Here is a 22,092-nt window from a genome sequence, read left to right as displayed (position 1 = left end):
CGCGCACGACGCTGGCGGAATGCGCTTGATTGCAGCTGCGAACGGATTGCTGGGCTTGTAGGGACGACCAACAACTCACGAAGCTACCGCGTCGCACTAATTTGACGTCTCGTTCGTCGAGGAATCACTCGTTCGTGAAACCCACGACTGGGCAGTTCACCAGATGTCCGATCGTTTTAACCGGACCTCCGACAGGGCTTACCAACAAGCCAGCTTCGCTCTTTGCTGCAATGTCGTTACCGTCAGTAATCAGCTTCCGTTGATTGCTCTCAACAGCCTCTTTGGTCCACTCGGCCAGCTGAACATCCCACATCGGTGAATATCCGGCACTGATCTCCTTGAAATTCGCAAGGATATCGAGTGCAGGGCCTTCGCCACTGAGCGCGCTGTTAAGCCCTTGGCGCTCAGGATCCTTCGGTCCGGTCCTACCATTTACGATTGTGTAGATAATCTCCGTCGCGCCGCTTTGCAGGATGTCGCTTTCGGCGGGCGCAAAGGTAGATGCCTCGAGCGCTGCGGATTCCTCGGAGTTGGCGTCGAAGCTGAGGTACCGCAGATGCTTGCCGTCCGCAAATCCGAAGCGCAGCTTCAAGTCGACGGTGCCCTTGTCAGGGCAGATGTTTGCCACCGAGTCGGTCACAAGCGAGTAATCGGGATTGCCGCCGCAGAACGAGATTTTCTCTGGTCCGACGTTGAAGGCGATCATGGGGGCGTTAAAAACAATGTCATTACGGTTTGCCACCCGGACCAGCGGACTGTAGTGCGCATCCCCAACAGACCCGGCCCGCGCCAACCTAGGCGGGAAGAAGTTTGGCGTCTCTCCGGCCGTCAACGTTTGAACTGGTGAGAAATCAACCCTCCCCGATTTGAAGGTGAAGTTATTGGACGCATCCATTTCCGCAACCCGCGTGCTCGCGAGATCTTTTGCTTGACTGAGGCTCGGCGCCCATGTGAGGCCCATTTTCTTGGAAGTGGCGAAATCGCTTACGTCGGTGAGAACGAACCAGACTGTCTCTCCGGAGGAAAGGCGACCGCGATGAAGCGGCAATCTTACCACTTCTCTTGCAAGATCGACTTGGCCCGAGGTGAGAAACAGCTTCGTGATTCTCCTTTCGGTCGATTCATCCGCCGCCGAACTCCCCTCACTTGCGAGAAAAGACACAAGAAGAACCATCATCGGTCCGTAAACGCATTTACCAAGAGGTTTGCTGAATTTCATAATCGCTCCGATCACTGGCTTTCATAGCCGGCCTTGGCCGGACGACCATTTTTTGGCGCACCTACTTCTTCAGTCCGGGATAACCGGAGACATAGATCCAATCCGTCGCCTTGGCTGGAATGTGGCAGCCCAGACAATCAGCACGAAAATCCTTCGAGGTGGTCTTGACCTTATTGTCAGCATCAAACCAGGACCAGCCCCAGCCGTTACCCCACAGCTTGTTGTCAGGGTGGCTGTTCTTGCTGTCCTTCACCATCATGAACCAACCCTTGAGACGATCTACATGACTGACCGTGCCCGTGGTCATTACTGCAGTCGCTGTGCTCTGGACCTCTTTTACTAAGACCGATCCATCAGGGAACTGACCCGTGGCGCGATAAGCCTCCGCAGCTCCCGGTGAGGCGTAGACGGTGTGCATCTCTTTCGCACCCTTCTCATCGCCTGCCACAGACCAACTTCCCAGGTATTCATAGTTGATGCGGTAATTGTCCGGTATGTGCATGTTGCCGGCCGCATCGACGAGCTGGGCCTGCGCAGAGCCGGCCTGAGCCTGCGCAGAGCCGGCCTGACTGCCCGCCGGCAGCGAGACCAGGCATCCAATGCCCGTTGCGATTATGGACGCCGACAAAGCCGCCATCGTTGGCTTGAGAATCTTCATCGCAGGCTCCTACTTTTTTATAGTCTTGTTTTCGGCGGGCGGCACCGGCACCTGGTCGAGTAACGCGTAGAACTGCGTCCATACGTCATCGCGTTTAGCACTAGCGATATGACAATACGCGCATTCCTCCAGTGGCCTGACCTTGGCGGTGGCGGCCTTCGGCTCGAAGTGGTTGAAGTTGTAGTAACCCCAGCCATTTGTCTCGGGGTACCGTTTGGTGTCTTTGACGGTTACATCGGCGCCGTTAAAGGGCCCCGGAAAGAACCCGCGCCCAGAGGGCTCTTGCCTCGAGCCGTCCGCACGATCGGCGGGCAGCATAAGTTGTAGCTCCTTTACGAAGATGGTTCCTTCGGGGAAGACGCCCGTCTTCTTATAGATTTCATAGGAACCCGGCTCGATGTATACGTTATGGAACTCTGGGAAGTTTGCTTTCCCATTGTTCAATATGTTTGGCGTCAGGGGCGAGCCGACATAAACCCATTCATGGAAGTTTTTCGGTAGCACGAGAGCACCATCACTCGTGTATTCCGGAAGATAGCGCCCAGTCGCATGCCAGTCGTCCGGTGGAGGAAGCTTTGGTTGTTGCGCGAATACCGCCGTTGTGATCGCGCCGACAGCAAGAACGCTGGAAAGCAATAGTGCCACGGTGTGCTTCATGATTTTTCTCCAGTCAAACCGCGATTCGCTCGCGTCGGCGATGAGAGTGACTTCCTCCGCCCAGCAAGGCGAAATTTAACCCAAGGCCCTGCGTCGCGAAAATCGAATGTGGTCATCGAATCGATGCACGTTGGGAATGCGGATCGCGGGCAGTTTATCGTTCGAGACACGATACTCCCTTGGCCAACTCACCTTGCTGCCTCGTAAGGCGGTGGCAATCGTGAATGTTGCAGCTCGATGAGGCGATCTCTGCGCTTAACGTCGAGAGCGTGTAGCTAGTCCAGCACTCACTAGCAGTCTGCTGAAAAACCTCGCCGTAGCGAGAATTTGCTGATTCACTTTTTTATCATGAATTGGTGGAGGCTCGTATGCGGGGCACATTTGTGGATCAGGGCCGGCTGTTGTCGTACATCTCGCCGAGACGTTGGTGCCGCCGAACCGTCCGCCGAGAAGAGTCGAACGCTTGTCCGTGATGTGCTGGCGAGCTGAACCGTAACTTTGATACGCTCTATTCGACCGAAGGATGCCCCTCGATCTCTCCGGAGCAATTGCTGTGCAGGCGTTCTACGGCATGCGGTCGAAAGACAGCTGATCTAGCAATTGGACTGCAATCGCTTGTACTGCTGGTTCGTGGGGCTGTCGCCGGACGATCCGGTCTGGGACCCGCCCCGCTTCACGAAGAACCGTGAGCGGCCGCAGAAACACAACGTGTTTACGAAGCTCATAAACAAGAACCATCCTCGGATCGTGTCGCTATTGTCGGACGAGCATTTTGGACAGGACGTTGATTGAAGCCTGGGCTTCACGGAAGAGCTTCCGCCCCAAGGACGGCAGCGATGACAGCGACGGCGCGAGCTTTCATGGCCAGGAGTGCAAGAACGACACGCATGCGCGGACTAGTAATCCCGACGGTCGCCCTCGCGAAGCCCGCCGGGGTGGGAGGCAAAGCTCTCCCACATCGGCCACGCCACCATGAAGAACCGGCATACTCACTCTCGCCAACGGCACCGCCGAGCGTCGTGCCTCGGAACGGATGCTGAAAATCAAGGCCAAGGTCACCGTATCACTGCCGGTGAGGACAAAGCCTATCATACGGCCTATCATGTGGCCAATCTTCGCGCCTTCACCGTCGCGCCGTACGTGACGCAGAACAACGGCATCACCAAAACTGGCAAGAGCCGCTGGAGCGCCGTCGACGGGCGGACCACGCGCCACCAAGGCTATGGCACGCCGCAATCACGCCGGGCGATGATCGAATGCATCTTCGATTGGGGCAAGCAGCATGGCACAATGCGCAAAACAAAACATGGCGTCATCTGTCGCGCCACAAGCGCAGCCCCGCATGTGCTTGCGACCGAACGCAAGGCACAAGGTAGCGGACTGCATTCTTGTCATGGAGGTGGCTGGATCGCGCTACTTGCCTTTGCAAGTTCACACCAGAGATCGCATTTAGCCGACGCGCATGGCAATAATCAGGGGGCATACAAACAATAACTTGTGCGAGACGAGAGGGCCTGAAAGATAATGAGCCATGGACAACCGGGGCTTCAGCTTTAGGACCTGGCAAAGATGGCAGATCACGTTATAGGGGCGGAATTGCTGGCGAGACCTCAAACTCGCGCTCGTGCTGGCGAAGCATGTCCGTGCTTGAGCGCGATGTCGGGGCAAGGAGCGCCAGCCATGCACTTGCCCGCAAGGGTCGCGTCCAGGCCGGGCGACACGAAGGGCGCGCACCAAGCCTACGAGCGTCACTTCCGCAGGGCTCTCGATCGCTTGCACGATGAGCGGCGCTACCGTGTTTTCACGGATGTCGAGCGCATTTCTGGCCGCTTCCCGGTCGCCAAGTGGCGCCGGCCCGACGGGATGACCACCGAGATCACGGTCTGGTGCTCCAATGACTATCTCGGCATGGGGCAGCGCCCAGAGGTCGTGGCCGCGATGATCGAGACTGCCCGGTGCTGCGGCGTCGGCGCGGGCGGCACGCGCAACATCGCGGGAAATAACTCGGCACTGGTGGACCTTGAGCGCGAGCTCGCCGACTTGCACGGCAAGGAGGCGAGCCTCGTCTTCACCTCGGGCTACATCTCGAACCAGGCCGGCATCTCGACGATCGCCAAGCTGATCCCGGACTGCTTGATCCTTTCCGACGCCTTCAACCACAACTCGATAATCGAAGGCATCCGTCAATCGGGCTGCGAGAAGCGGATCTTCCGCCACAACGATCACGGCCATCTTGAGGCGTTGCTACAGGAGGCGGGCGACCGCCCTAAGCTCATCGTGTTCGAGTCCGTCTACTCCATGGACGGCGACGTGGCACCTATCGGCAGGATCTGTGACCTTGCGGATCAGTACGGCGCGATGACTTACCTCGACGAGGTCCACGCGGTCGGCCTTTACGGCCCCCGCGGCGGCGGGATCAGCGAGCGCGACGGGGTGATGCACCGCGTAGATGTAATCGAGGGCACCCTCGCCAAAGGCTTCGGCTGCATCGGGGGCTACATCGCGGCCTCGCCGACAATCTGCGATGCGGTACGCAGCTTCGCCTCGGGCTTCATCTTCACCACAGCCCTGCCGCCTGCGGTTGCCGCCGCTGCCCTCACTTCCGTGCGCTACCTCAAGCACTCGAATGCCGAGCGCGAGGCACATCAGCGACAGGCGGCTGCAACAAAGGCCGCGCTCAAGGCCGCCGGTCTGCCGGTGCTCGCCACCGACACTCACATCGTGCCGGTGATGGTCGGTGATGCAGAGCGGTGCAAGGCGGCTGCCGATCACCTGCTTGAGCACCACGCCATCTACATCCAGCCGATCAACTACCCTACTGTCCCACGCGGCACCGAGCGTTTGCGCATCACGCCCTCGCCGCTCCACGGAGCGGCACACATAGCCAAGCTAACGGCAGCGCTCGTCGAGACCTGGGATACCCTGGCTTTGGATTGAGCCGTGTCCCTGGGCGAGTTGGGTTCTCGACAGCGGGTGCTCGGCCACACGCGAACAGGGCGCTCCGATGGTTCGGCCAAGAGGCGAGCCTGGGCCGAGCCACCGAAGTTCCGCCATCGACGGGGTCGGAGTCATCGGCCCAAACGTGGCGTCACGTCTGGCACCCGTGCCGCTAAGTCGGATCTCTCACGCGATGTGATGCCAACCTGGGCTCGCGCCGCCGCGAGCGAGAAGCAAGCAGGGGAGCGTTCTAAAAACGCGAACGGCGCGGGGCATAGCTGACTGAAAGCGAAGATGAGCCACACACAATCCTGCCATCTCCAAGTCGCGGACCTCTGGGTCGTGCGCGGTGGGCGCACCGTACTCCGTGGCGTATCGTTACGGCTGGACGCCGGACAGCTCGGCGAAGTAACGGGCTCAAATGGCGTGGGCAAATCAACCCTGCTGCGTGTGATCGCCGGCTTCTTACCTCCGGCGTCCGGCTGCGCGTCATTGAACGAGTGGGGGGCCAAGGATCTGGCGCCTCTCGCAGAGCGCGTCCACTACGTGGGTCACCTCGACGGGTTGAAGTCCGCGCTGACCGCTCGCGAAAACATCCAATTCGGTCTGACCCTTTCTGGGCAGGCCCGGCTGCCCCCTCGGGAGGCGCTCGACCGCGTCGAGCTCGCGCACGTTGTCGACCTGCCGGTCGGCTATCTTTCGGCAGGTCAGCGCCGCCGCGTCGCGTTGGCCCGACTCCTGGCCGCTGACCGCCCTCTATGGCTGCTCGATGAGCCATTGACCGCACTAGACCGAGCCGCACGTGTCATGCTGATGGGTATTGTGGCCGATCATCTCGGACGCGGCGGCTTAGTGCTTGCCGCGACCCACGAACCACTCGGTCTGCCAGGGGCCCTCGAACTGAGGCTTGAGGCGCAATGAGAGCAGTGCCGCGGCGCCCTGCCCGCCTGCTTCGCTTCCATACGCCCCGGAGCGAGAAACAAGGCCTGGCCGATCCTTTTCCTCAAGGGAGACGGTCACACCGCTATGGCGGCGGCGGATGGAGGCCATGACAGATACTCTTCTAGCCGTTTTTTACCGCGATCTCGTGCTATCGCGCCGCATCGGCGGCGGAGGGTCTCTCGCGATAATCTTCTTCCTCGGTCTCGTCACGATCGTGCCCTTCGCGATCGGACCCGACTTGAACCTGCTATCGCGAATCGGTCCGGCCATCCTGTGGCTCGGAGCATTCCTGGCGACTCTGCTAGGCCTTGACCGGTTGTTCCAAGCCGACCACGAGGATGGTTCGCTAGACCAGATGCTTCTGTCACCGGCACCTCTAGAACTCGTTGTCCTGGTAAAGTGCCTAGCTCACTGGTGCGCCACAGGGCTGCCGCTGGTGATCCTCTCTCCTCTGTTCGGCCTGATGTTGGCCCTGGATGGCCCGGCGCTCGGGGGAGTGACCGTGAGCCTGCTAGTAGGCACACCAGCTCTAACTTTTCTGGGCGCGATCGGGGCAGCTCTTACCGTCACGTTGCGACGCGGCGGCCTTCTGCTCTCGATTCTTGTCGTACCGCTGGCGGTGCCAGTGATGATCTTTAGCGTCTCGGCGGCCTCGGCGGCGGCGAGTGGGACGGTGTCATTCCTAACGCCCTTTCTGATCCTCTGCGCGCTTAGTCTCGCGTCCTTTGCGCTCGCGCCGATCGCTGCAGCCGCCGCGCTTCGCGGGGCGGCGGAATAAAGGAAGCAAGCGGTGGAAATAAGTTCGTTCCGAAGCGGATCACGTCAGTGAAACGGCTCCAATCTGTGGCGCGGTATGACTAACGCCGCCGTTCGAGTCGACGCTTGAAGGGAAGAGGTGAAATGCCTCGGCACGTGCATATCGCAAGATAAAACGATCCGACTAATCCCAAAATCACTCTGAAGGAATATCGGCGTTCAATACCAACGCGAGCCGGTCGCACTCGGCTTGGCTCAGCGGATCAGGCGGCGGGAACCGCCTGCGGCGGCGCAGTCCGAGAAGAAGCGGGATCGCGCCTGCCACAAACAGGAGGGCCGGCGTGCCCCAGAGTAGGGCGGTTTCCGAGTCGAATGGCGGTTTCAACAGGATGAAATTTCCATAGCGCCGCACCAGGAAATCGCGCACCTGCGCGTCGCTGTCGCCCGCCTTCAGACGTTCGCGAACCAGTAGCCGGAGATCCCGCGCAAGCTCAGCGCTCGAATCGTCGATCGACTGGTTCTGACAGACAAGACAGCGCAGCCCAACGGAAATTCCCCGCGCGCGCGCTTCGAGCTTTGAATCGGCGAGGACCTCGTCGGGCTGGACCGCGCTCGCCAGACCGGGCGCGAGCCCCGCGAACACGACCAAAAGAATGAGAAAGCGACGGAGCGCGGTCATTCTGCGGGCTGCGGCGCTACAGGATCGCCAGAGAGGCGGCCGCGAATGGCACGACGCGCAAAGCCGATCCTGAGACGCCGATCGGACAACGACACAATTCCTCCGATCGCCATCACGATCGCGCCAATCCAGATTAACGTAACGAGCGGCTTCCAGAACATGCGGGCATCGATCGAACCATCCGGGTGCTGGTCCCCGAGCGAGATATAGACCTGCCCAAAACCTAGGGTCACGATGCCCGCTTCCATTATCGTAGTCTGGCGCACCGGAAACGTGCGCTTGGCCGGTTCAATCGTCGTTACCGTCGACCCACCCTGGCTGATAATCGCACGGACCCCTATTTCGGAATAGTTGGGGCCCTGTCGCTCCTCAAGCTTGACTATGGTGGCTTGATAGAGTCCGAGATCGACCGTCTGCCCCGGCTTGACCGCCGCAATCTGTTCCACGCCCCAACCGGTTGCGGCGAGCCCCAACAGTGTCACGCCGAGCCCCGCGTGGGCGATAGCCGTGCCCCAAGCCGAACGCGGAAGCCCAGTCGCGCGGGCCAAAGTCACCCGCCAGGCCTGCCCTTTGGCCCAGATCCGCGACACTAGTTCGCTGGACGATCCAAGGATCAGATAGACCGCCAAGCCCACACCTATCGGAGCGAGGATCGGGCCGCCACGCAGGGCCGCCACCAGAACTAGTGAAAGGGCCACGCCCGCCGCCGCCGCAACCATCACCCGTTGCGCTGCGCCGAGAAAGTCGCCGCGCTTCCAAGAAAGCGACTGGCCGATCGGCATTAATAGCAGGATGGGAAGGACCAACGGGGCGAAGGTCAGATTGAAAAAAGGCGCACCGACCGAAATCTTGTCGCCGGTCAAGGTCTCAAGTACCAGAGGGTAAAGGGTACCGGTGAGGACGATACCGCAACAGATGGTCAGCATCAGGTTGTTGATCACGAGCGCGCCTTCCCGAGACACAGGCGCGAACAGGCCGCCGGGTCGCAAGGCCGGAGCGCGCCAAACGAAGAGAACGAGCGACCCGCCGATAAAGAGGATAAGGATCGCCAGGATGAAGAGGCCGCGTGATGGGTCGCTGGCGAAGGAGTGCACCGAGGTAAGCACGCCCGAGCGGACCAGGAACGTGCCGAGCAGCGAAAGCGAGAAGGTGAGAATCGCGAGGAAGATGGTCCAGATCTTGAGCGCGTCTCGCTTTTCCATGACGGCCGCAGAATGCAGCAGCGCCGTGCCCGCGAGCCAGGGCATCAACGAGGCATTCTCCACCGGATCCCAGAACCAGAATCCACCCCAGCCCAGGGTGTAATAGGCCCAGTAAGAACCCATCGCGATGCCGAGCGTCAGGAAACTCCAGGCGATCAGCGCCCATGGTCTAATGTATCGGGCCCAGGCGGCATCGACGCGGCCGCTAATCAGCGCCGCCGCCGCGAAGGAGAACACAATCGAGAAGCCGACATAGCCGAGATAGAGCAGCGGCGGATGTATCGCGAGGCCAGGGTCCTGAAGCAACGGATTGAGGTCTTGCCCCTCGAAGGGTGCGGGAAATCGGCGCGCGAAGGGGTCGGATGTGAGCAGAATGAACAGTAGGAAGGCAAACGCAATCCAACCCTGGACCGCCAGCGTATTGGCCCGCAGTTCATCTGCCATGCCGCGGCTAAAGCTCGCCACCGCGGCTCCGAAGATCGCCAGGATTAAGACCCAGAGCAGCATAGATCCTTCATGATTGCCCCAGACGCCCGCGATCTTGTAGACGAGCGGCTTGGTGGTATGCGAATTCTCAACGACCGTTACGAGACTGAAGTCGGACACCACATGAGCGTAGGTCAGCGCCGCAAAGGCGTAGGCCACCAGCGCAAATTGGGTAATCGCGGAAGGCACCGCCATCGAGGCGAGCCCGAGATCGCCGCGGCGAGTACCCCAGATCGGCAGAACCGACTGCAGCAGTGTGACCGCTAAAGCTAGGGCGAGCGCATAATGTCCCGTTTCGACGATCACCCTGTCACTCCTGGACGCTGATATGAACCATAAACGGCAACTCTATTGTGTCTGCGCGGACTGCTCGCCGTCACGCCAAATACCCTGCCGTTTGAGCCTGTCGGCCACGTCCTTGGGCATGTAGCGCTCGTCATGTTTGGCGAGCACAGTGTCGGCATGGAAGAGGCTTAGACCTTCTACCGTGCCCTCGGCCACGACACCCTGCCCTTCCCGGAAGAGATCGGGTAGCAATCCTGTGTAGATGACCTTGATGTGCTTCTTAAGGTCGGTCACCGCGAACGTGACGGTCGACGGGCCCTCATGTATCAGTGAGCCCTGCTCCACCAGCCCGCCGATCCGCAGCCGCGTTCCCAACGGCGGCGCTTTCTCGGCCATTTCGGTCGGCCCGTAGAAGAAGACGATGCTGTCGCGTAGCGCAAAGAGTACGAGACTCATCGCGATCGCCAAAGTTATGCCAGCCGCGCCGATGAGGAGAAGGCGCCTTTTCTTTCTTGCCAAAATTTGTCCTTTCAGCCCGAGCTGTTTGACGAACCCATCAACGCGTGCCAACGCTTCATGTTGTCCGAATGCCTAACCCGCGCATTTGCCACGGCCTCTTCGACCTTCTCTTGCTTACACGCGACCGCGTAGGCCCTGATCAATTGCAGCCACCCGTCGAGATCGTGATCGTTCTTCGCGGGCTTCCCAGCGAGTCCCTCCACCATCGCACTGGTCACCTCCACCCTCTGCTCTGGAGGCGGCGCCGCAACGCCGGTACTGTCTAAGCCGGACCGCGCGGCCTCCACGCCCGGCTGCGGCGCTCCGGCAATAACAGCCAAATGCGGATGCACAGCATCCATCCACGGCGCGTCGGATAGCGAATCCGCTCGTAGCGCCTGCCAGAGTTGCCTTGCTTTTTCTGTGCTGCCGTCTTGCTCGACCACGAGCGCCTGGAAGCCGTGTCCGTCGTTGAGGTCGGCCGCGTGATGCGCCCCGATCTTGGGGATTATAGCCGTGGGGTTGAACTCTGCACCCGTCCGGCGTGATGCTGGCATGTCAAGTTGGTTAGGCGCGCCCACCCTAAGATAAACCGCCAGAGCGATAAACGGCAGCACCACAACAACCGTCAGAAGGGCGCAGATGCGCCTCGGTCGCACCGATGCATGCGGCCGATCCTTCCGCACGGAGTCGACGGAGGCGAGCAGCCGGCGCGCAATTTCGGCTCGCGCCGCCGCGGCATCCTCAGCCGCGACTAAGCCTCGGCGGACATCATCATCCGTTTCAACCAATAGGCTTCGATAGAAAGCGATGTCAGAAGCGCGCGGGTTACGCTCTTCCTGCCGCGCCGAGAGCGGCCGGAGCAGCGCCAGCGAGACCGCGGCCGTCATCATTGCGAAGGCAAGCCAAAGCATGTCTCAAGGTCCTCTACCGCCGACTTCCGCGAACGCGTGACCTTGCAAAAGATGGTACGCTCGCCATTCTCTACGACCAAAATGCTCCTGTAGTGCAGTTCCTTCGAGCCGATCGATCGCCTGCCTGTGGCGCAGGCCAGTGACGCCGCGCGTACGGACAAGATCAGACTTGTTAGACCTGTTGTATATGGATCGAGACTTGGCAAAGTAGCCGTCATGGCCGTTGCGCGCTTGCGATTGCTGCCATCAAAGCGGGACGCGTCGCGTCGGAGATGCCGCCCACCAGCTTGTAGGCGATGGTCCCATTTCCTTTGACTACGTAGGTCTCGGGGACGCCATAGACGCCGAAATCAATACCGGTCCTGCCGGACGGGTCAATGCCGACCTGTGCGAACGGAGTCCCCTTGGCATTGAGATAGCTCCGCGCACTCCCTGGATCGTCCTTGTAGATGATGCCAGTAAGCTTTACCCCATGCTGCCGCAGCGCCGGTTCACGCGACAAGGCCATGAGTGCCTCGTGCTCGTTATGACATTCGACACACCAGGACGCGAACACGTTCACAAGCGTCACATGCCCTGCCTTCAGGTCGGCGCTCGACAGGCCGGGCGGCCCGGGTGTGGCGAGCCCTTCAAGCGGCGCCAACGCGAATTGCGGCACTGGCCTGCCGATCAGGGCCGAAGGCACGAGTGACGGGTTGTCGACGCCAAGCCGCACCGCGAGCAGTGCGGCAATTCCCAGGAAAACCAGACTCGGGACCGCCGCCACAATGCGGACCAAGCGGTGCCGAGTGGCCGCGATATCGGGTGAGAGGAATTTCGAGGGAGGAGTGTCGTTCATGAGCGATTGCCGAGACGGCCTGGTGCAAGGCGGGCCAGCGCATGCAGCTGAAGCCGATAGTCTAAGAGGATTGCCGCGATCGTCCCGATCAGGATCGTGCCCGTCACCAGATAAGCTGCCACGATGAACCCGCCATGCTGAGCCATCGCACCCTCAGGAAACAGTTTCGACCGATTGCAGTCGGGCCCCAGCGGATTCGCCAACGGCCGCCAGCATGATCGCGAGCCGCTGAGCGCGGCGCCGCATGATTTCGTTGCGGATCGCCATAACGTGGAGCGTCGCGAATAGAAGCGTGTATGCAAGCGACATGACGAGCAGTGGCCATAGCATCGGGCCGGCGATCGTCGAGCCTTCAATCCGGAATACAGAGGCTGGCTGGTGGAGGGTATTCCACCAGTCGACCGAAAATTTGACGATAGGAATATTGATGAACCCGACCAGCGTCATGATCGATGCGGCCCGCGCGGCCCTGCTGGTGTCCTCGATTGTCTGCCAGAGTCCGATCAGACCGAGATAGATCAGGAAAAGGACCAGCACGGAAGTAAGCCGGGCGTCCCACACCCAGTACGTGCCCCACATCGGCTTGCCCCAGAGGGAGCCGGTGACGAGGCAAGTAAAAGTGAAGGCGGCACCGAGCGGCCCGGCAGCCTTCTGCGCCGCATTCGCAAGCGGATGGCGCCAAACCAACGAGCCGACCGCCGAGATCGCCATCAGCGTATAGGCCAGCATCGCCACCCAGGCGGCCGGAACGTGAATGTACATGATGCGCACCATCTCGCCCTGCTGGTAGTCGGGTGGTGCCGTGAACGCACCGAAGAGGCCGAGCGCAAAGGCTAACGCCGTCAACCCCCACAGCCACGGCAGCAGCTTCGCGGCAACGTGCAGAAAATTGGTGGGATTGGCGTAGGCGATGAAACTGACCTTCAAGTTCCCGATCTCCTGAAATCGACAGCCTCGGATGTATGGGTCGAGAGCTCTTTCTAGATTGGTTGCAAACGGCTAGTGCCCAATAAAGTCGGTGGCGCGCCTATCGCGTGATACAATGCATCCGTAGCAGCTTCGCCAATTACAATCGGTTATCGTTTCGATGCCGTTGGCGCATCTGAATGGAACACTTTGCCACGTATCAGCGCAGTCGAATGGCCTGACCGGCTTAACCGGTTTTGACGTCTGCGAATCACGGGGGTTGAGCGCGAGAGAGATTAGTGTCGATGCCAGAGATTGAACCGAGCACGACCTCGAAGCTGACCATCCACCTGAAACTTTTGCCCGGATGGACTAGACGTGTTTCGAGCGAAGCAGCGACTTTGCTCCGACGATCTTTCCCTTATCCCCACGATCCGACGCGGGTCGACTTCGTCTTCCAACAGCGACTCGATCATGGCGGTCGGGCTCTAGGAGCTGTTGGGCAACCACATCGACGCGCGCCAGGCTTTCCGGCGATATCCGAAGCCGTCATCCGTCATCCCGTCTTGGATGTGCAGCGTTCGCACGACGGTGTCGTTCGGCATGCAAATTTGGGAACTATGACGTAACTGCGATCGACGATTCTGAACTAAGGTCATCCTATTATCGTCGAGCTCTCGCGATCAACCGATTCGCAGCGCTACCATGAGGCGGTACGTCGGGCTCGACGTCTCGCAAAAGGACGCTTCAGTATGTGGGATCGACTATAGCGGGGGCGGGTAACGTTCGAAAGCAAAGCTAAATCCGAGCCGGGGCATTGACTGAACTGCTTCCCAAGCGTGGCACCAAATGCCGAACGTATCGGGTTTGAGACCGGCGCAATGGCGAGCTGGCTTTCGCACGAACTGCGACGCGTCGACGTTCCAGTTGTCGATGCTCGCCACGCACATGCCGTACTCGCAAATCGCCTGAGAAACAGCGATCAGAATGACGCTAGGGGACTGGCCGAGTTGACGTCGGCTGGTACCGGGAAGTGAAGTCAAGAGCGAAGAGATTCAACGGACCCGTGCTATTCTAGTGGTTCGACCTCGGTCGGTCGGGATCCGAGGAGATATCGAAAACCAAGTTCGCAGCATCATTGGAGAGTACGGCCTGCTGTTCTCGATAGCTTTCGGTTTCCAGTTTCGGAAACAGATTATCGAGTTACAAATAACGATCATCAGCTGCATTCGGTAGTTAATCCCGTTCTTCTGGTCCACGACCAAGTCCGTCAGTAGCAAGGAAGGTTTGATGAGGAAGTTCGCCGACCGTCCAAATCGGATGAAACCGGACGGCGCCTCATGACGGTCCCTGGCGTAGGGTCGCGCAAACTGGCGAACTCCGCCCGACATCCCGCTGTTGTTGCGATTATTGGTCCGTCAACCAGACGAACACCAACCCTATATTCTTGTTTGGTGTCGGACGCGTATCACCGGCATTCGCAGCAACACGCAGTTAATCTGGGGGATGCTCCCGAATTGTCGTCGCTCGAGAACGGCGAGCAGCGCGACAGCGCGGCCGTCTCCACCCCCGCATCGACAATGACGCGATCCTTTCCGATCTCAATCACGGTGCGGCCGCTCGCCGGCGTCGATGCTCCTATTCGCTCTATAGTGACCATTCGTGCCGCGCGGCAGCCTCACCCGCCTTTTTTTGGCGGCAGCCGCGGCATAGCCGCCGTCGGCCCCATCAACGAAGTGGACGTGATCGGACTGAATGTTTGAAGGAACGTAACAGGTGAGATGTGCGCTTTTCTGACGATGTGTACCCGCCAAACAAACGCCAGAACGCTCGGCGAAAATCAGTCGAGCTTCGATAGCCTCTGCGATTTCCGGCGAACAATCCACCGTCATTTTCAGTCCATCATCGAACTTCCTGAAGTCCGTATTCTGCCACATCTCCCGTCGATACTTGGAGGGTTCGAAGCGGCCAATGCGAATACCTGCCGCAAGAACGATTCGCGTCTTGATTGCTCGTAATGCATCTGCCGCGGCAGTCAGGAGGTTCGCGTGTGGGGAGTCCCTGCTAAGCAGTCTCTGGATCTCGCCTCCGAGCCAGCTGGGTAGCGGACCGCCCTCCGGCAACGGATGTCCCGACCGGCGCGACGAAAATTCAATCAGGGTCAAAACGTCTGCCACCAGCGCCCTATACGACGCCTGATCTTCGAGCGGTAAGGCAATAATAGACAGGATGACCCCCTGCTCGGTAGGGATTGGACCGAACCCGCAATAGAGCCCTGATAGATTAGGCTTGGCATCCAACGGTGCGCGATGTATCGCGAATTCTCCTTTCTTTAGCTGCGTTTCCGCCCAGGCAACGCCACCCCCGGTGAACATGGCATACGAGACATTCTCGGATGCGGCATATCGCGCGACACGGACATCGTGACCGGCCGCGCGGATCTCCGAAACGGGAACGATCGTGACTCGAAGCACAAGACCGAGAGAATCTTCGGCCCAAGCCGCAGTTCGCGCCAATTCATACCGCACGTCATCGAGATACTTACCCGGAAGGGCTACGGTCGCTCCGTCGCCGCCGAAAACATAAGGAAAGCCGAGTCTAGGTAACGCGTTAGTTATCGCGACCAGCACCGCAGCAGCTACGGTGTTGACTGCCTTGTATCGACCGATCTCTATCGCCCGAGTCGATTGGACAACATCGGCTACCCCGATGAACCAGTCGTCCGGCAGAGGAAGATAGCGATCGAAATTCGTCAGTTGCTCGAAGTTGGCGAATGGCTTCAGGTCGGCGTAGAAGTCCTCTGTATTCGTGCTTGCGGAAGCAAGTTCTTGAGCAATCTTGCTCATCAAGCCGTCTTGGGGCGATGTCATTTGCTGGTTCTCTTTGTCGTTTTTCTCACTCATTCCACTATTCCGATACATGCGCGTGACATGACATAGTCCTTGTCCGATGCAAGATTGATGTGTTGAGTAACTCGCGACCCTTCGTTGGCAGTCGAAAGATATTGATGTCGGCTGCGCTGCGCGATATAATCACCACTTCAGCCAGCAATACCTGCGATATCTTCACTACGTGCATCTTTCCACGTTCCCACCATGCGCATTCCGACGACGGCGTTTCGCCGAAGCAATGCCGACTCCATGGACCATTTCTATTTCTGCGGCGCCTTAAGTAAAGTTATTGAAACTATAGAGGATCGCGATAGCTTGGAGTTGCGCCGCGAAGCTGCACCGCCGAGCCATTCACGACGCGCAAGGCGCGGAAAGACGAATTGCCTCTTGTAGGTCGTCTTCGCCCGGCTCTCTTCCATGTGACAGGTCGCTTGTGCTCAATGTCGTTGGGAGAGGGCAAAGTCTGGAGCGATGAAGATGAGCTAATCTCTTCTAAACGTCCGATACTTACACCTCGCGAGGTGAAGCGGATAAATGCCTTGCGACAACGGCTTTGCGGAACGGGCGATCGAGATGATCGGAGTTGATTGATCGCCTGGCGATCCGCTTTTCCGCGGGGCTCGCTCCGCGTACTGCACGATGCCATCGTTGTCATCGATGATAACGACCGAGGTTACTCGGCCGATGAATCGAGGGGCTGCGCACCCGAGAACTCTAGTGAACCCAGCTGCCGCTCCCACCTAGCCTCAGGCGACGCTTATACATTGGAGGCGAACCGATTATGCTCGGGGTCCGCACTTGAGGTGAGTACACTCATAATCGCCGTGATTGGATTGGTTCATTTCGACTGAACTATCCTGAACGGCAGACGGTGACGTTGTTCGCAACTGGGACGCCAAAGCTGCCTGCTTCGTAAGCAAGTTGAAATGCTGTAACCCGCCCTGAGCGCTCCTGGTCTTCCTCATAGCGGCAGCGCTAACCGGATAGTCAGGCCGCAATCCTCATTCGTTTCTGCCGAGATCCGTCCACGATGAGCCTCTATAATGCGCCGGCTTATGAGTAGGCCTGAACTCATTCCAGAATCCCTTGTGGTGAAGAATGGATCGAACACGTGATTCATATCGTTTGTGTTTATTCCGGAGCCAACACCGCAATGTCGAAATGTCGCTAACATTTCGACTTCATCAGCACGGCACGATATTTCCAGCCTTCGCGGCCGGCCGTACACATCCTTCATCTCATCGATGCCGTTTCGCAGCAGGTTGAAAACAACCTGCTGTAGCTGCAAGCGATCTCCCCTCAACTCCGGCAACCCTTCATCGATGTCGGCACGCACGGAAATGGATGACTTCTCGAGCTCGTCACGAAACATGCCTAATACTTCCAAAATGACGCCGTCGATCCTGATGAAGCTGAGGCTCGCCTGAGCCACCGTTGGCCAGCACTTCCAATCCACACTCGATCGCAACATAGCGCGTTCCTTTGTCTACAGACCTGGTTAGCAGCCTCGACCGCCTTCGATATCTCCATTCGACATCTTGACAGCCAACAGCTGTGGGCCTCCGCGCTGGTTATCAGCGCAGTCCGTGGTTGATTCACCTCGTGCACGATCAAACCGGCAAGCTCGCCCAAAGCCGCCAGCCGCGAAGCGGTCGAACGCTCAGGCGGAGTTGCGTCAAACACCCTTTCGGCGGCCTTCCTTTCTGTAAATAGCACAGCCCCGGCTAACGCTCGTGACCGCTGAAGAACTATCCCGAAGCGCGCTTTCGCAAGTCCTTCTTGGCTTCTCGCCTCGAGAAGAGCCAAGGTCGCGTTTTGCTCTTCCTTACCTCTTTCGCCCTGAACACTTATCGACATCGCCAACTCGGTCTCGCTGGTTTTGCGGAACACATCATTGCTGAAGATGAGTCACGAGAAGCTTCCGGGTGATCGGGCGATCTCGTCGGACTTTTCGTTGAGAGCAAACTGTCTCGCATCCAGGATGTCACCATCCCAGAGTGCAAGCACATGCTGAAATGAAGATTGGGAATGCTACCGATAATGACTGGTTATCGGGTGGTAATTCGGATGAAGCCTGCAGCAGCCGATATGCTCGCCGCCAAGACATCCTCAGTTGAGCAGATCGCATGGGTGATCGGTTATAGAAGCTGCAGCAGCTTTCTCCGTGCCTTTCGCCAAGTACATGGATGCGTCCCGGCGAAATCCGAGGGTGATGGATAGAACTTCGATTGAAGATACGGCGAGCTGGCTCGCAGCCGCAGCAGGCAAGGCCTGCCGGCATGCGATCGCGTCTGAATCAAGGCCCATGATAAACGGTTATCGGATAGATAGTCACAGGGCATTTCCCTTTACCCGGCGGCGAGGGCTGCGAAGTTGATGAGCTGGACGCCTCGCTGAACCCGGACAACGGCCACAACGGCAGCCCGGACCGATGCAGACCAAGTGCATAGTAGGTCCGCCGCGCCCCTGATAGCGGCGCAATAGCAGACCTCTCCAGAAGTCCGAGTTGGGCCATGACTGGACATCTCGCCGGTCACAACGTGCCACCCCTAGCGGTTCCGAATAATCGGCACCACATTTTGCACGTTGTGACATGATGGCCTGAAATCGCAGCCATTGTGATTAAGCGATTTCAAAGCACCCGTGGAAGCGGCTTTCCTCCCTAAGCTCCCGTGCCATCCTGTTTGCCAATCACGCAGTGCCATGCCGCTAGGCGCTCGGCGGGATGCTGCTTCATCCACTCGGCGAGCTGCGGCGCGCCCATCAGGCAGGACTGCATCGAGACGTCAGCGAAGTCCGAGGTGGTGACGGTCTGCTCGTGGCAATTTTCCGGAGAGGAGAGACTGCAGAGCAAGGCGATGATCTTGATCACGACAGGAGAACCCCGTCGCTACGATGGGCAATGGGGCCGCTGACCTTATGACTTATCGGTGCGTTGTCCTGCTGCTTGCTGGCTGGATCAGCCGGCGGAAAGATGCTGTCATATATCGCGCGGGCTTCTCCAACTAGACGGGCCCGCTCTCGCTCAGACTTTCGGACAAATCGAACAACTTCGCCGATATTCGCTCCAAACATTAGTTAGAGAACATGCCCGCTATTAGATGATGATAATCATTCCACCTTGAATTAGTATCTCAGCCCCAACTTTGAAGCTCTGCAGGCGGTAACGACGGAATAAAAAGCTCGTGACTGGCCGCGCTGGGGCCATAACTTCATGATCGTGCGCGGATGATCTTGATGGCCTTGGCCACCGTGCGCGGATTCAGGCCTAGCGCGTGGATCACTTCCTTCTTTGTGCAGCCGAGATTGCACTCGAGGTAGCCGCGCACACGCTCGACGTTGAATGCTTCCAGATCCTTGGAGCCGGGGCGCAGGTTCAGCGCTTCAATGGTGCAGAATTCGAGAGGCATGCGTCTTTCTCGCGAGCTGACACCACTTCAAAACGTGACATGCTAGCGGCCAAGGCCTTGAGCTGACCCGCAATCGCTGAGTCGCTCATGGTTTTGGCGGCACGGAGCAAACTCTTTGCTGTTTCTAAATATTCCTTGTCTCCTTGTGAGATCTGGACCGTCATAAAGCCCTCGCGCGGTTCTCGGGCGGCTGGTCGAAGGTGATTTGGAGCCGGCTCACCCAATTGCGATCACTTTGCCTGCGGGTTCTGAAGCGATCGACGCACTTCTCGGGGTTCGCCACGCGTAGTGCCGGACGAGACCAAACTTGCCATCACACACTGCGCATCGCGCGGCACTGCCAGATCTAAGGTTATCGGAGCAATGGGGCATCGTAGTCTCCTGTTGGTACTATCGTCGCCGTTCGTCGATCATCCTTTTCCACCGTGGCACTGCATGGGCCTGTCCGCTTTTCCTACGCGTGCAGCCTAGGACGAGCGCGGTCAGCCGCTCAATTGTACGTGGGTAATGCGCCGGCCATCCAAAGGGGCCAGGGAATAGTACGAAGGTGTTGGGAGCGCGCCCCTCAAGCCGACCGCTTCCGCAACGGGTCATGAGCGCCGTTTTTGGCGGCCAAGCCGTCACTTCCGGTCTACGCTGAACAGCAGACGTAGTGACCGGCTGTTGTCAGATCTCTGAAGGGCCAAGAGGCGACGTAACGCGTCCGGGTCAGCTCGGATCGAGTGGCGAGTCGGGGGACTTGGCTTCGTGCCGCCACCAGACCTGAGTGTGCAAGAACAGCTTGGTCGTTACCCATACAGTTCCGGATCTTCTGAAATTTTCTCTGTAGGCATCTTGCCCTATCTGCAAAATGGCGATGTCTTTCCCTCTCTTACCTCGGTCCGGCATCCGGTCGGCGACATGGCGCACGACAAATCCGTTGTAGGAGCGGCGTCATGGTCAAGGACGGCGGCGCGTTGGCACGCGCAACCTCGATTGGTCCAAGGGCGGCAACGGGTTTAAAAGTTTCTGCAGATACGGCTGGTGGCATAACCTCGCTACGGCATCACGCGGCTCGGTGGCAATAACGATCATCTATCGACTCTATGGCGAGAGATGATTTCCCTCGTCGGCGTTGCAAGGTCATTCTCGTTGGGTGATGGGAGTCATCTTTTACACGAACAGGAGCTACCATGAAGATTGAAGTCCGCAGCCTTGCGATTGCGCTCGCAATTGCCGTTCCTATCGCAGTTACCACCACGGCCAAATCGTCTGCTGCGCCGATCAATGGCACGTCGATCAAGGCGGCAATAGCCGCCGTAAAGACGGACGTGCGCTATCGGGTGCGGCGGGATCGGGGCACACGCGGAGTGCAACGCACGCCGAATGATTATCCCTACCCTTCGTACTTGGACTATCCCACCTATAATTCGTACTGGCGCTATCCGACCTATAATTCATATTGGCGCTATCCGACCTATTACTACCCCGACTTCTCTTACGGCTGGGGTGACTACAATCGGTGGTGACGTCAAAGCTTGGCAGCGTGCGGCTCCCTCGAGCCGCCGATCGCCAACATGTATTTGAGAGATTTTAGCGTTCCTCGGTGCGCACGTCGCCCTTGGTCACGAGCGGTAAAGTTCAGATTGATCGCGATCTGTCCGCTTGGCCATTAGAAACTGACATCTACGCCTTTAGTACGCGCCCCAGTCACAAAGCTCAGTATCAGCCCACTACACGACTGAACAGGCAATCCAATGCCCGTCCTGAAGAACAGCCAGCATGAGCTGCTCGCTTATCCCGGCTACAACTGTGCAAGAAGATGGCGCCGCCGTCACGGAAAACCCGGACGGCTGGGTTTCGAGCGATCTTTCAGGTCGGGCCGCTGCGCCGTCCGGCTCGATGACAAGTTCTCTGCGAACTTTTCTGCGAAGATGGATGAAGGCGAGCGGAACACCATTGCAAGCGAATTGAAGCTGCTGCCCACAATCTCCGCGGCCACTGCGATGATCATCTCCTCTTGCAGTCCGGGTTGAAGAGTGCCGGACGCTCGGACACCGATGGTGTACGCTTGGGCGATGGGTTTGTCATAATTTAAAGTTGGGCGCCGGGGAGACCATCAGCCAGCTTACCAAGCATTCAAATCTCTGGCGACGCGCCGCCACTGTTCATCAACCGCTGCGGCGGGCTCAAGATCGGAGTAATCGCTTTGCGCAGCACTTCCTCTCGCTACGGCGCCGGTGCCCAGGCCTTCCATTGGCTGACCGTCATGCTGGTTCTCGCCGCTTATGTGGTGAGCAAGGGCGACCCCGATTCGCTCTATTCCGCCGGCGCGGACGGGCTCCGCCGGATTCACGAGACGCTTGGGGTGCTCGTGTTCATTGTCGTCGTGCTGCGGCTGCTATGGCGGCTGATCGACAGCACGCCCATGAAGCAGCCGATGCCGCGATGGATGGCTGCGGCCGCAAAACTCGTCCAGTTCGCGCTTTATGCGCTCCTCACCGCGATTCCAATAACGGCGGTGCTTGGTACCTGGCTCTTGGGGATTCCCGTCACCCTTCCCGGATTCGACATAGCTCCCCAGATCGCGAAGGCGCATCGACTAGGGCAGCTGATCATGGAACTACACACCACCCTCGGCAACGCCATCCTCTGGGTTGCCGGCGTGCATGCAGCCGCGGCTCTCTTCCACCACTTCTATCTGCGCGACGAAGTATTTCAGTCGATGTCTCCGGGCGGATGAATGATTAGTCGTACTGAGTCAGACGGTCGCAGTCATTGAGGCTGAGAATCAAGTAATTGAGGAGATTCAATATTTGGCGCGCGAAGGGCCAG

General features: G+C 58.8%; 23 protein-coding genes and 1 pseudogene. 9 read left to right on the top strand and 15 right to left on the bottom strand.

The features are described 5' to 3' along the window. Positions 1 to 124: 124 nt before the first annotated feature. The 3 genes from ACZIRK_RS34180 to ACZIRK_RS34170 all read right to left on the bottom strand — a co-directional run bounded on the left by ACZIRK_RS34180 (position 125) and on the right by ACZIRK_RS34170 (position 2,534). Complete coding sequence (locus tag ACZIRK_RS34180) at positions 125 to 1,219, bottom strand: DUF7482 domain-containing protein (protein WP_474418945.1); 1,095 nt, start codon at positions 1,217 to 1,219, stop codon at positions 125 to 127. Positions 1,220 to 1,280: 61 nt separating this feature from the next. Next, positions 1,281 to 1,877: a cytochrome P460 family protein gene (locus ACZIRK_RS34175; protein WP_474418944.1), complete on the bottom strand. Its 597-nt coding sequence runs from the start codon at positions 1,875 to 1,877 to the stop codon at positions 1,281 to 1,283. Between the two features lie 9 nt (positions 1,878 to 1,886). Next, on the bottom strand, positions 1,887 to 2,534 hold the full coding sequence (locus tag ACZIRK_RS34170) for a cytochrome P460 family protein (protein ID WP_130224871.1): 648 nt from the start codon (positions 2,532 to 2,534) through the stop codon (positions 1,887 to 1,889). 972 nt (positions 2,535 to 3,506) lie between these two features. Here ACZIRK_RS34170 and ACZIRK_RS34165 point away from each other — a divergent pair. The 4 genes from ACZIRK_RS34165 to ccmB all read left to right on the top strand — a co-directional run bounded on the left by ACZIRK_RS34165 (position 3,507) and on the right by ccmB (position 7,191). After that, positions 3,507 to 4,028 (top strand): hypothetical protein, encoded by a 522-nt coding sequence (locus ACZIRK_RS34165; protein ID WP_130224869.1) that lies wholly within the window; start codon positions 3,507 to 3,509, stop codon positions 4,026 to 4,028. Between the two features lie 186 nt (positions 4,029 to 4,214). Continuing rightward, the gene (gene hemA / locus ACZIRK_RS34160) at positions 4,215 to 5,471 is read left to right on the top strand and encodes a 5-aminolevulinate synthase (protein ID WP_130224867.1); all 1,257 of its coding nucleotides are present in this window, start codon (positions 4,215 to 4,217) and stop codon (positions 5,469 to 5,471) included. A 294-nt stretch (positions 5,472 to 5,765) separates the two neighbouring features. Continuing rightward, positions 5,766 to 6,392, top strand: coding sequence for a heme ABC exporter ATP-binding protein CcmA (gene ccmA / locus ACZIRK_RS34155; protein WP_456645677.1), 627 nt, complete (start codon positions 5,766 to 5,768; stop codon positions 6,390 to 6,392). 127 nt (positions 6,393 to 6,519) lie between these two features. Further along, the gene (ccmB, locus tag ACZIRK_RS34150) at positions 6,520 to 7,191 is read left to right on the top strand and encodes a heme exporter protein CcmB (RefSeq protein ID WP_130224863.1); all 672 of its coding nucleotides are present in this window, start codon (positions 6,520 to 6,522) and stop codon (positions 7,189 to 7,191) included. Positions 7,192 to 7,365: 174 nt separating this feature from the next. Here ccmB and ACZIRK_RS34145 read toward each other — a convergent pair whose 3' ends face one another. The 7 genes from ACZIRK_RS34145 to ACZIRK_RS34115 form a co-directional block, all read right to left on the bottom strand. Then, the gene (locus tag ACZIRK_RS34145) at positions 7,366 to 7,848 is read right to left on the bottom strand and encodes a cytochrome c-type biogenesis protein (protein ID WP_130224861.1); all 483 of its coding nucleotides are present in this window, start codon (positions 7,846 to 7,848) and stop codon (positions 7,366 to 7,368) included. Further along, a complete protein-coding gene (locus ACZIRK_RS34140; RefSeq protein WP_130224859.1) occupies positions 7,845 to 9,842 on the bottom strand; it encodes a heme lyase CcmF/NrfE family subunit in 1,998 nt (665 codons plus the stop codon). The genes ACZIRK_RS34145 and ACZIRK_RS34140 overlap by 4 nt, the downstream gene beginning before the upstream one ends. Before the next feature lie 42 nt (positions 9,843 to 9,884). After that, complete coding sequence (gene ccmE, locus ACZIRK_RS34135; RefSeq protein ID WP_130224923.1) at positions 9,885 to 10,340, bottom strand: cytochrome c maturation protein CcmE; 456 nt, start codon at positions 10,338 to 10,340, stop codon at positions 9,885 to 9,887. Positions 10,341 to 10,351: 11 nt separating this feature from the next. Next, positions 10,352 to 11,233: a c-type cytochrome biogenesis protein CcmI gene (gene ccmI / locus ACZIRK_RS34130; protein WP_245474610.1), complete on the bottom strand. Its 882-nt coding sequence runs from the start codon at positions 11,231 to 11,233 to the stop codon at positions 10,352 to 10,354. 214 nt (positions 11,234 to 11,447) lie between these two features. Next, the gene (locus tag ACZIRK_RS34125; protein WP_130224857.1) at positions 11,448 to 12,071 is read right to left on the bottom strand and encodes a DsbE family thiol:disulfide interchange protein; all 624 of its coding nucleotides are present in this window, start codon (positions 12,069 to 12,071) and stop codon (positions 11,448 to 11,450) included. Next, positions 12,068 to 12,217 carry a heme exporter protein CcmD gene (gene ccmD, locus ACZIRK_RS34120; RefSeq protein WP_130224855.1) on the bottom strand — a complete coding sequence of 50 codons (150 nt, stop codon included), beginning with the start codon at positions 12,215 to 12,217 and terminating at the stop codon, positions 12,068 to 12,070. The genes ACZIRK_RS34125 and ccmD overlap by 4 nt, the downstream gene beginning before the upstream one ends. Positions 12,218 to 12,224: 7 nt before the next feature. Beyond that, on the bottom strand, positions 12,225 to 12,998 hold the full coding sequence (locus ACZIRK_RS34115) for a heme ABC transporter permease (RefSeq protein ID WP_130224853.1): 774 nt from the start codon (positions 12,996 to 12,998) through the stop codon (positions 12,225 to 12,227). Between the two features lie 684 nt (positions 12,999 to 13,682). On the opposite strand from ACZIRK_RS34115, the pseudogene ACZIRK_RS34110 reads away from it, so the two are divergent. Next, a pseudogene (locus ACZIRK_RS34110) lies at positions 13,683 to 14,338 on the top strand (IS110 family transposase); the annotation flags it as partial. A 240-nt stretch (positions 14,339 to 14,578) separates the two neighbouring features. On the opposite strand, the gene ACZIRK_RS34105 reads toward ACZIRK_RS34110, so the two are convergent. Continuing rightward, positions 14,579 to 15,880: a DUF3095 domain-containing protein gene (locus ACZIRK_RS34105; RefSeq protein WP_245474609.1), complete on the bottom strand. Its 1,302-nt coding sequence runs from the start codon at positions 15,878 to 15,880 to the stop codon at positions 14,579 to 14,581. Positions 15,881 to 16,829: 949 nt separating this feature from the next. After that, positions 16,830 to 17,339 carry a sensor histidine kinase gene (locus ACZIRK_RS34100; RefSeq protein WP_245474608.1) on the bottom strand — a complete coding sequence of 170 codons (510 nt, stop codon included), beginning with the start codon at positions 17,337 to 17,339 and terminating at the stop codon, positions 16,830 to 16,832. A gap of 557 nt (positions 17,340 to 17,896) precedes the next feature. Between ACZIRK_RS34100 and ACZIRK_RS34095 the strand changes: the two genes are divergently transcribed. Then, a complete protein-coding gene (locus tag ACZIRK_RS34095) occupies positions 17,897 to 18,088 on the top strand; it encodes a helix-turn-helix domain-containing protein (protein WP_130224851.1) in 192 nt (63 codons plus the stop codon). A 442-nt stretch (positions 18,089 to 18,530) separates the two neighbouring features. On the opposite strand, the gene ACZIRK_RS34090 is transcribed toward ACZIRK_RS34095, so the two are convergent. The 3 genes from ACZIRK_RS34090 to ACZIRK_RS34080 form a co-directional block, all read right to left on the bottom strand. Further along, positions 18,531 to 18,740 carry a hypothetical protein gene (locus ACZIRK_RS34090; protein WP_130224849.1) on the bottom strand — a complete coding sequence of 70 codons (210 nt, stop codon included), beginning with the start codon at positions 18,738 to 18,740 and terminating at the stop codon, positions 18,531 to 18,533. Then, positions 18,737 to 18,928 (bottom strand): hypothetical protein, encoded by a 192-nt coding sequence (locus ACZIRK_RS34085; RefSeq protein WP_130224919.1) that lies wholly within the window; start codon positions 18,926 to 18,928, stop codon positions 18,737 to 18,739. The genes ACZIRK_RS34090 and ACZIRK_RS34085 overlap by 4 nt, the downstream gene beginning before the upstream one ends. Positions 18,929 to 19,080: 152 nt before the next feature. Beyond that, positions 19,081 to 19,278, bottom strand: a complete 198-nt coding sequence (locus ACZIRK_RS34080; RefSeq protein ID WP_130224847.1) for a hypothetical protein — start codon at positions 19,276 to 19,278, stop codon at positions 19,081 to 19,083. A gap of 1,172 nt (positions 19,279 to 20,450) precedes the next feature. Here ACZIRK_RS34080 and ACZIRK_RS34075 point away from each other — a divergent pair. From ACZIRK_RS34075 to ACZIRK_RS34065, 3 genes are all read left to right on the top strand, one after another. Then, positions 20,451 to 20,786, top strand: coding sequence for a hypothetical protein (locus ACZIRK_RS34075; protein ID WP_130224845.1), 336 nt, complete (start codon positions 20,451 to 20,453; stop codon positions 20,784 to 20,786). Positions 20,787 to 21,014: 228 nt separating this feature from the next. Further along, the gene (locus ACZIRK_RS34070) at positions 21,015 to 21,293 is read left to right on the top strand and encodes a hypothetical protein (RefSeq protein ID WP_474418943.1); all 279 of its coding nucleotides are present in this window, start codon (positions 21,015 to 21,017) and stop codon (positions 21,291 to 21,293) included. 173 nt (positions 21,294 to 21,466) lie between these two features. Continuing rightward, positions 21,467 to 22,000, top strand: a complete 534-nt coding sequence (locus ACZIRK_RS34065) for a cytochrome b (protein WP_245474607.1) — start codon at positions 21,467 to 21,469, stop codon at positions 21,998 to 22,000. Positions 22,001 to 22,092 lie beyond the last annotated feature (92 nt).

The organism is Bradyrhizobium sp. Leo114, from assembly GCF_055229415.2.
Note: the sequence above shows the minus strand (reverse complement) of the source record. Positions and strands in the feature narration are given on the sequence as shown.

Bases quoted from the DNA above. Each gene is read 5' to 3' on its own strand.
- ACZIRK_RS34095 (WP_130224851.1), top strand. From the start codon at position 17,897: ATGCTACCGATAATGACTGGTTATCGGGTGGTAATTCGGATGAAGCCT.
- ccmI (WP_245474610.1), bottom strand. From the start codon at position 11,233: ATGCTTTGGCTTGCCTTCGCAATGATGACGGCCGCGGTCTCGCTGGCG.
- ACZIRK_RS34070 (WP_474418943.1), top strand. From the start codon at position 21,015: ATGCCCGTCCTGAAGAACAGCCAGCATGAGCTGCTCGCTTATCCCGGC.
- ACZIRK_RS34165 (WP_130224869.1), top strand. From the start codon at position 3,507: ATGAAGAACCGGCATACTCACTCTCGCCAACGGCACCGCCGAGCGTCG.
- ccmB (WP_130224863.1), top strand. From the start codon at position 6,520: ATGACAGATACTCTTCTAGCCGTTTTTTACCGCGATCTCGTGCTATCG.
- ccmD (WP_130224855.1), bottom strand. From the start codon at position 12,217: ATGGCTCAGCATGGCGGGTTCATCGTGGCAGCTTATCTGGTGACGGGC.
- ACZIRK_RS34100 (WP_245474608.1), bottom strand. From the start codon at position 17,339: ATGTTGCGATCGAGTGTGGATTGGAAGTGCTGGCCAACGGTGGCTCAG.
- hemA (WP_130224867.1), top strand. From the start codon at position 4,215: ATGCACTTGCCCGCAAGGGTCGCGTCCAGGCCGGGCGACACGAAGGGC.
- ACZIRK_RS34075 (WP_130224845.1), top strand. From the start codon at position 20,451: ATGAAGATTGAAGTCCGCAGCCTTGCGATTGCGCTCGCAATTGCCGTT.
- ACZIRK_RS34175 (WP_474418944.1), bottom strand. From the start codon at position 1,877: ATGAAGATTCTCAAGCCAACGATGGCGGCTTTGTCGGCGTCCATAATC.
- ACZIRK_RS34180 (WP_474418945.1), bottom strand. From the start codon at position 1,219: ATGAAATTCAGCAAACCTCTTGGTAAATGCGTTTACGGACCGATGATG.
- ACZIRK_RS34105 (WP_245474609.1), bottom strand. From the start codon at position 15,880: ATGAGTGAGAAAAACGACAAAGAGAACCAGCAAATGACATCGCCCCAA.
- ACZIRK_RS34170 (WP_130224871.1), bottom strand. From the start codon at position 2,534: ATGAAGCACACCGTGGCACTATTGCTTTCCAGCGTTCTTGCTGTCGGC.
- ACZIRK_RS34125 (WP_130224857.1), bottom strand. From the start codon at position 12,071: ATGAACGACACTCCTCCCTCGAAATTCCTCTCACCCGATATCGCGGCC.
- ACZIRK_RS34080 (WP_130224847.1), bottom strand. From the start codon at position 19,278: ATGCCTCTCGAATTCTGCACCATTGAAGCGCTGAACCTGCGCCCCGGC.
- ccmA (WP_456645677.1), top strand. From the start codon at position 5,766: ATGAGCCACACACAATCCTGCCATCTCCAAGTCGCGGACCTCTGGGTC.
- ACZIRK_RS34145 (WP_130224861.1), bottom strand. From the start codon at position 7,848: ATGACCGCGCTCCGTCGCTTTCTCATTCTTTTGGTCGTGTTCGCGGGG.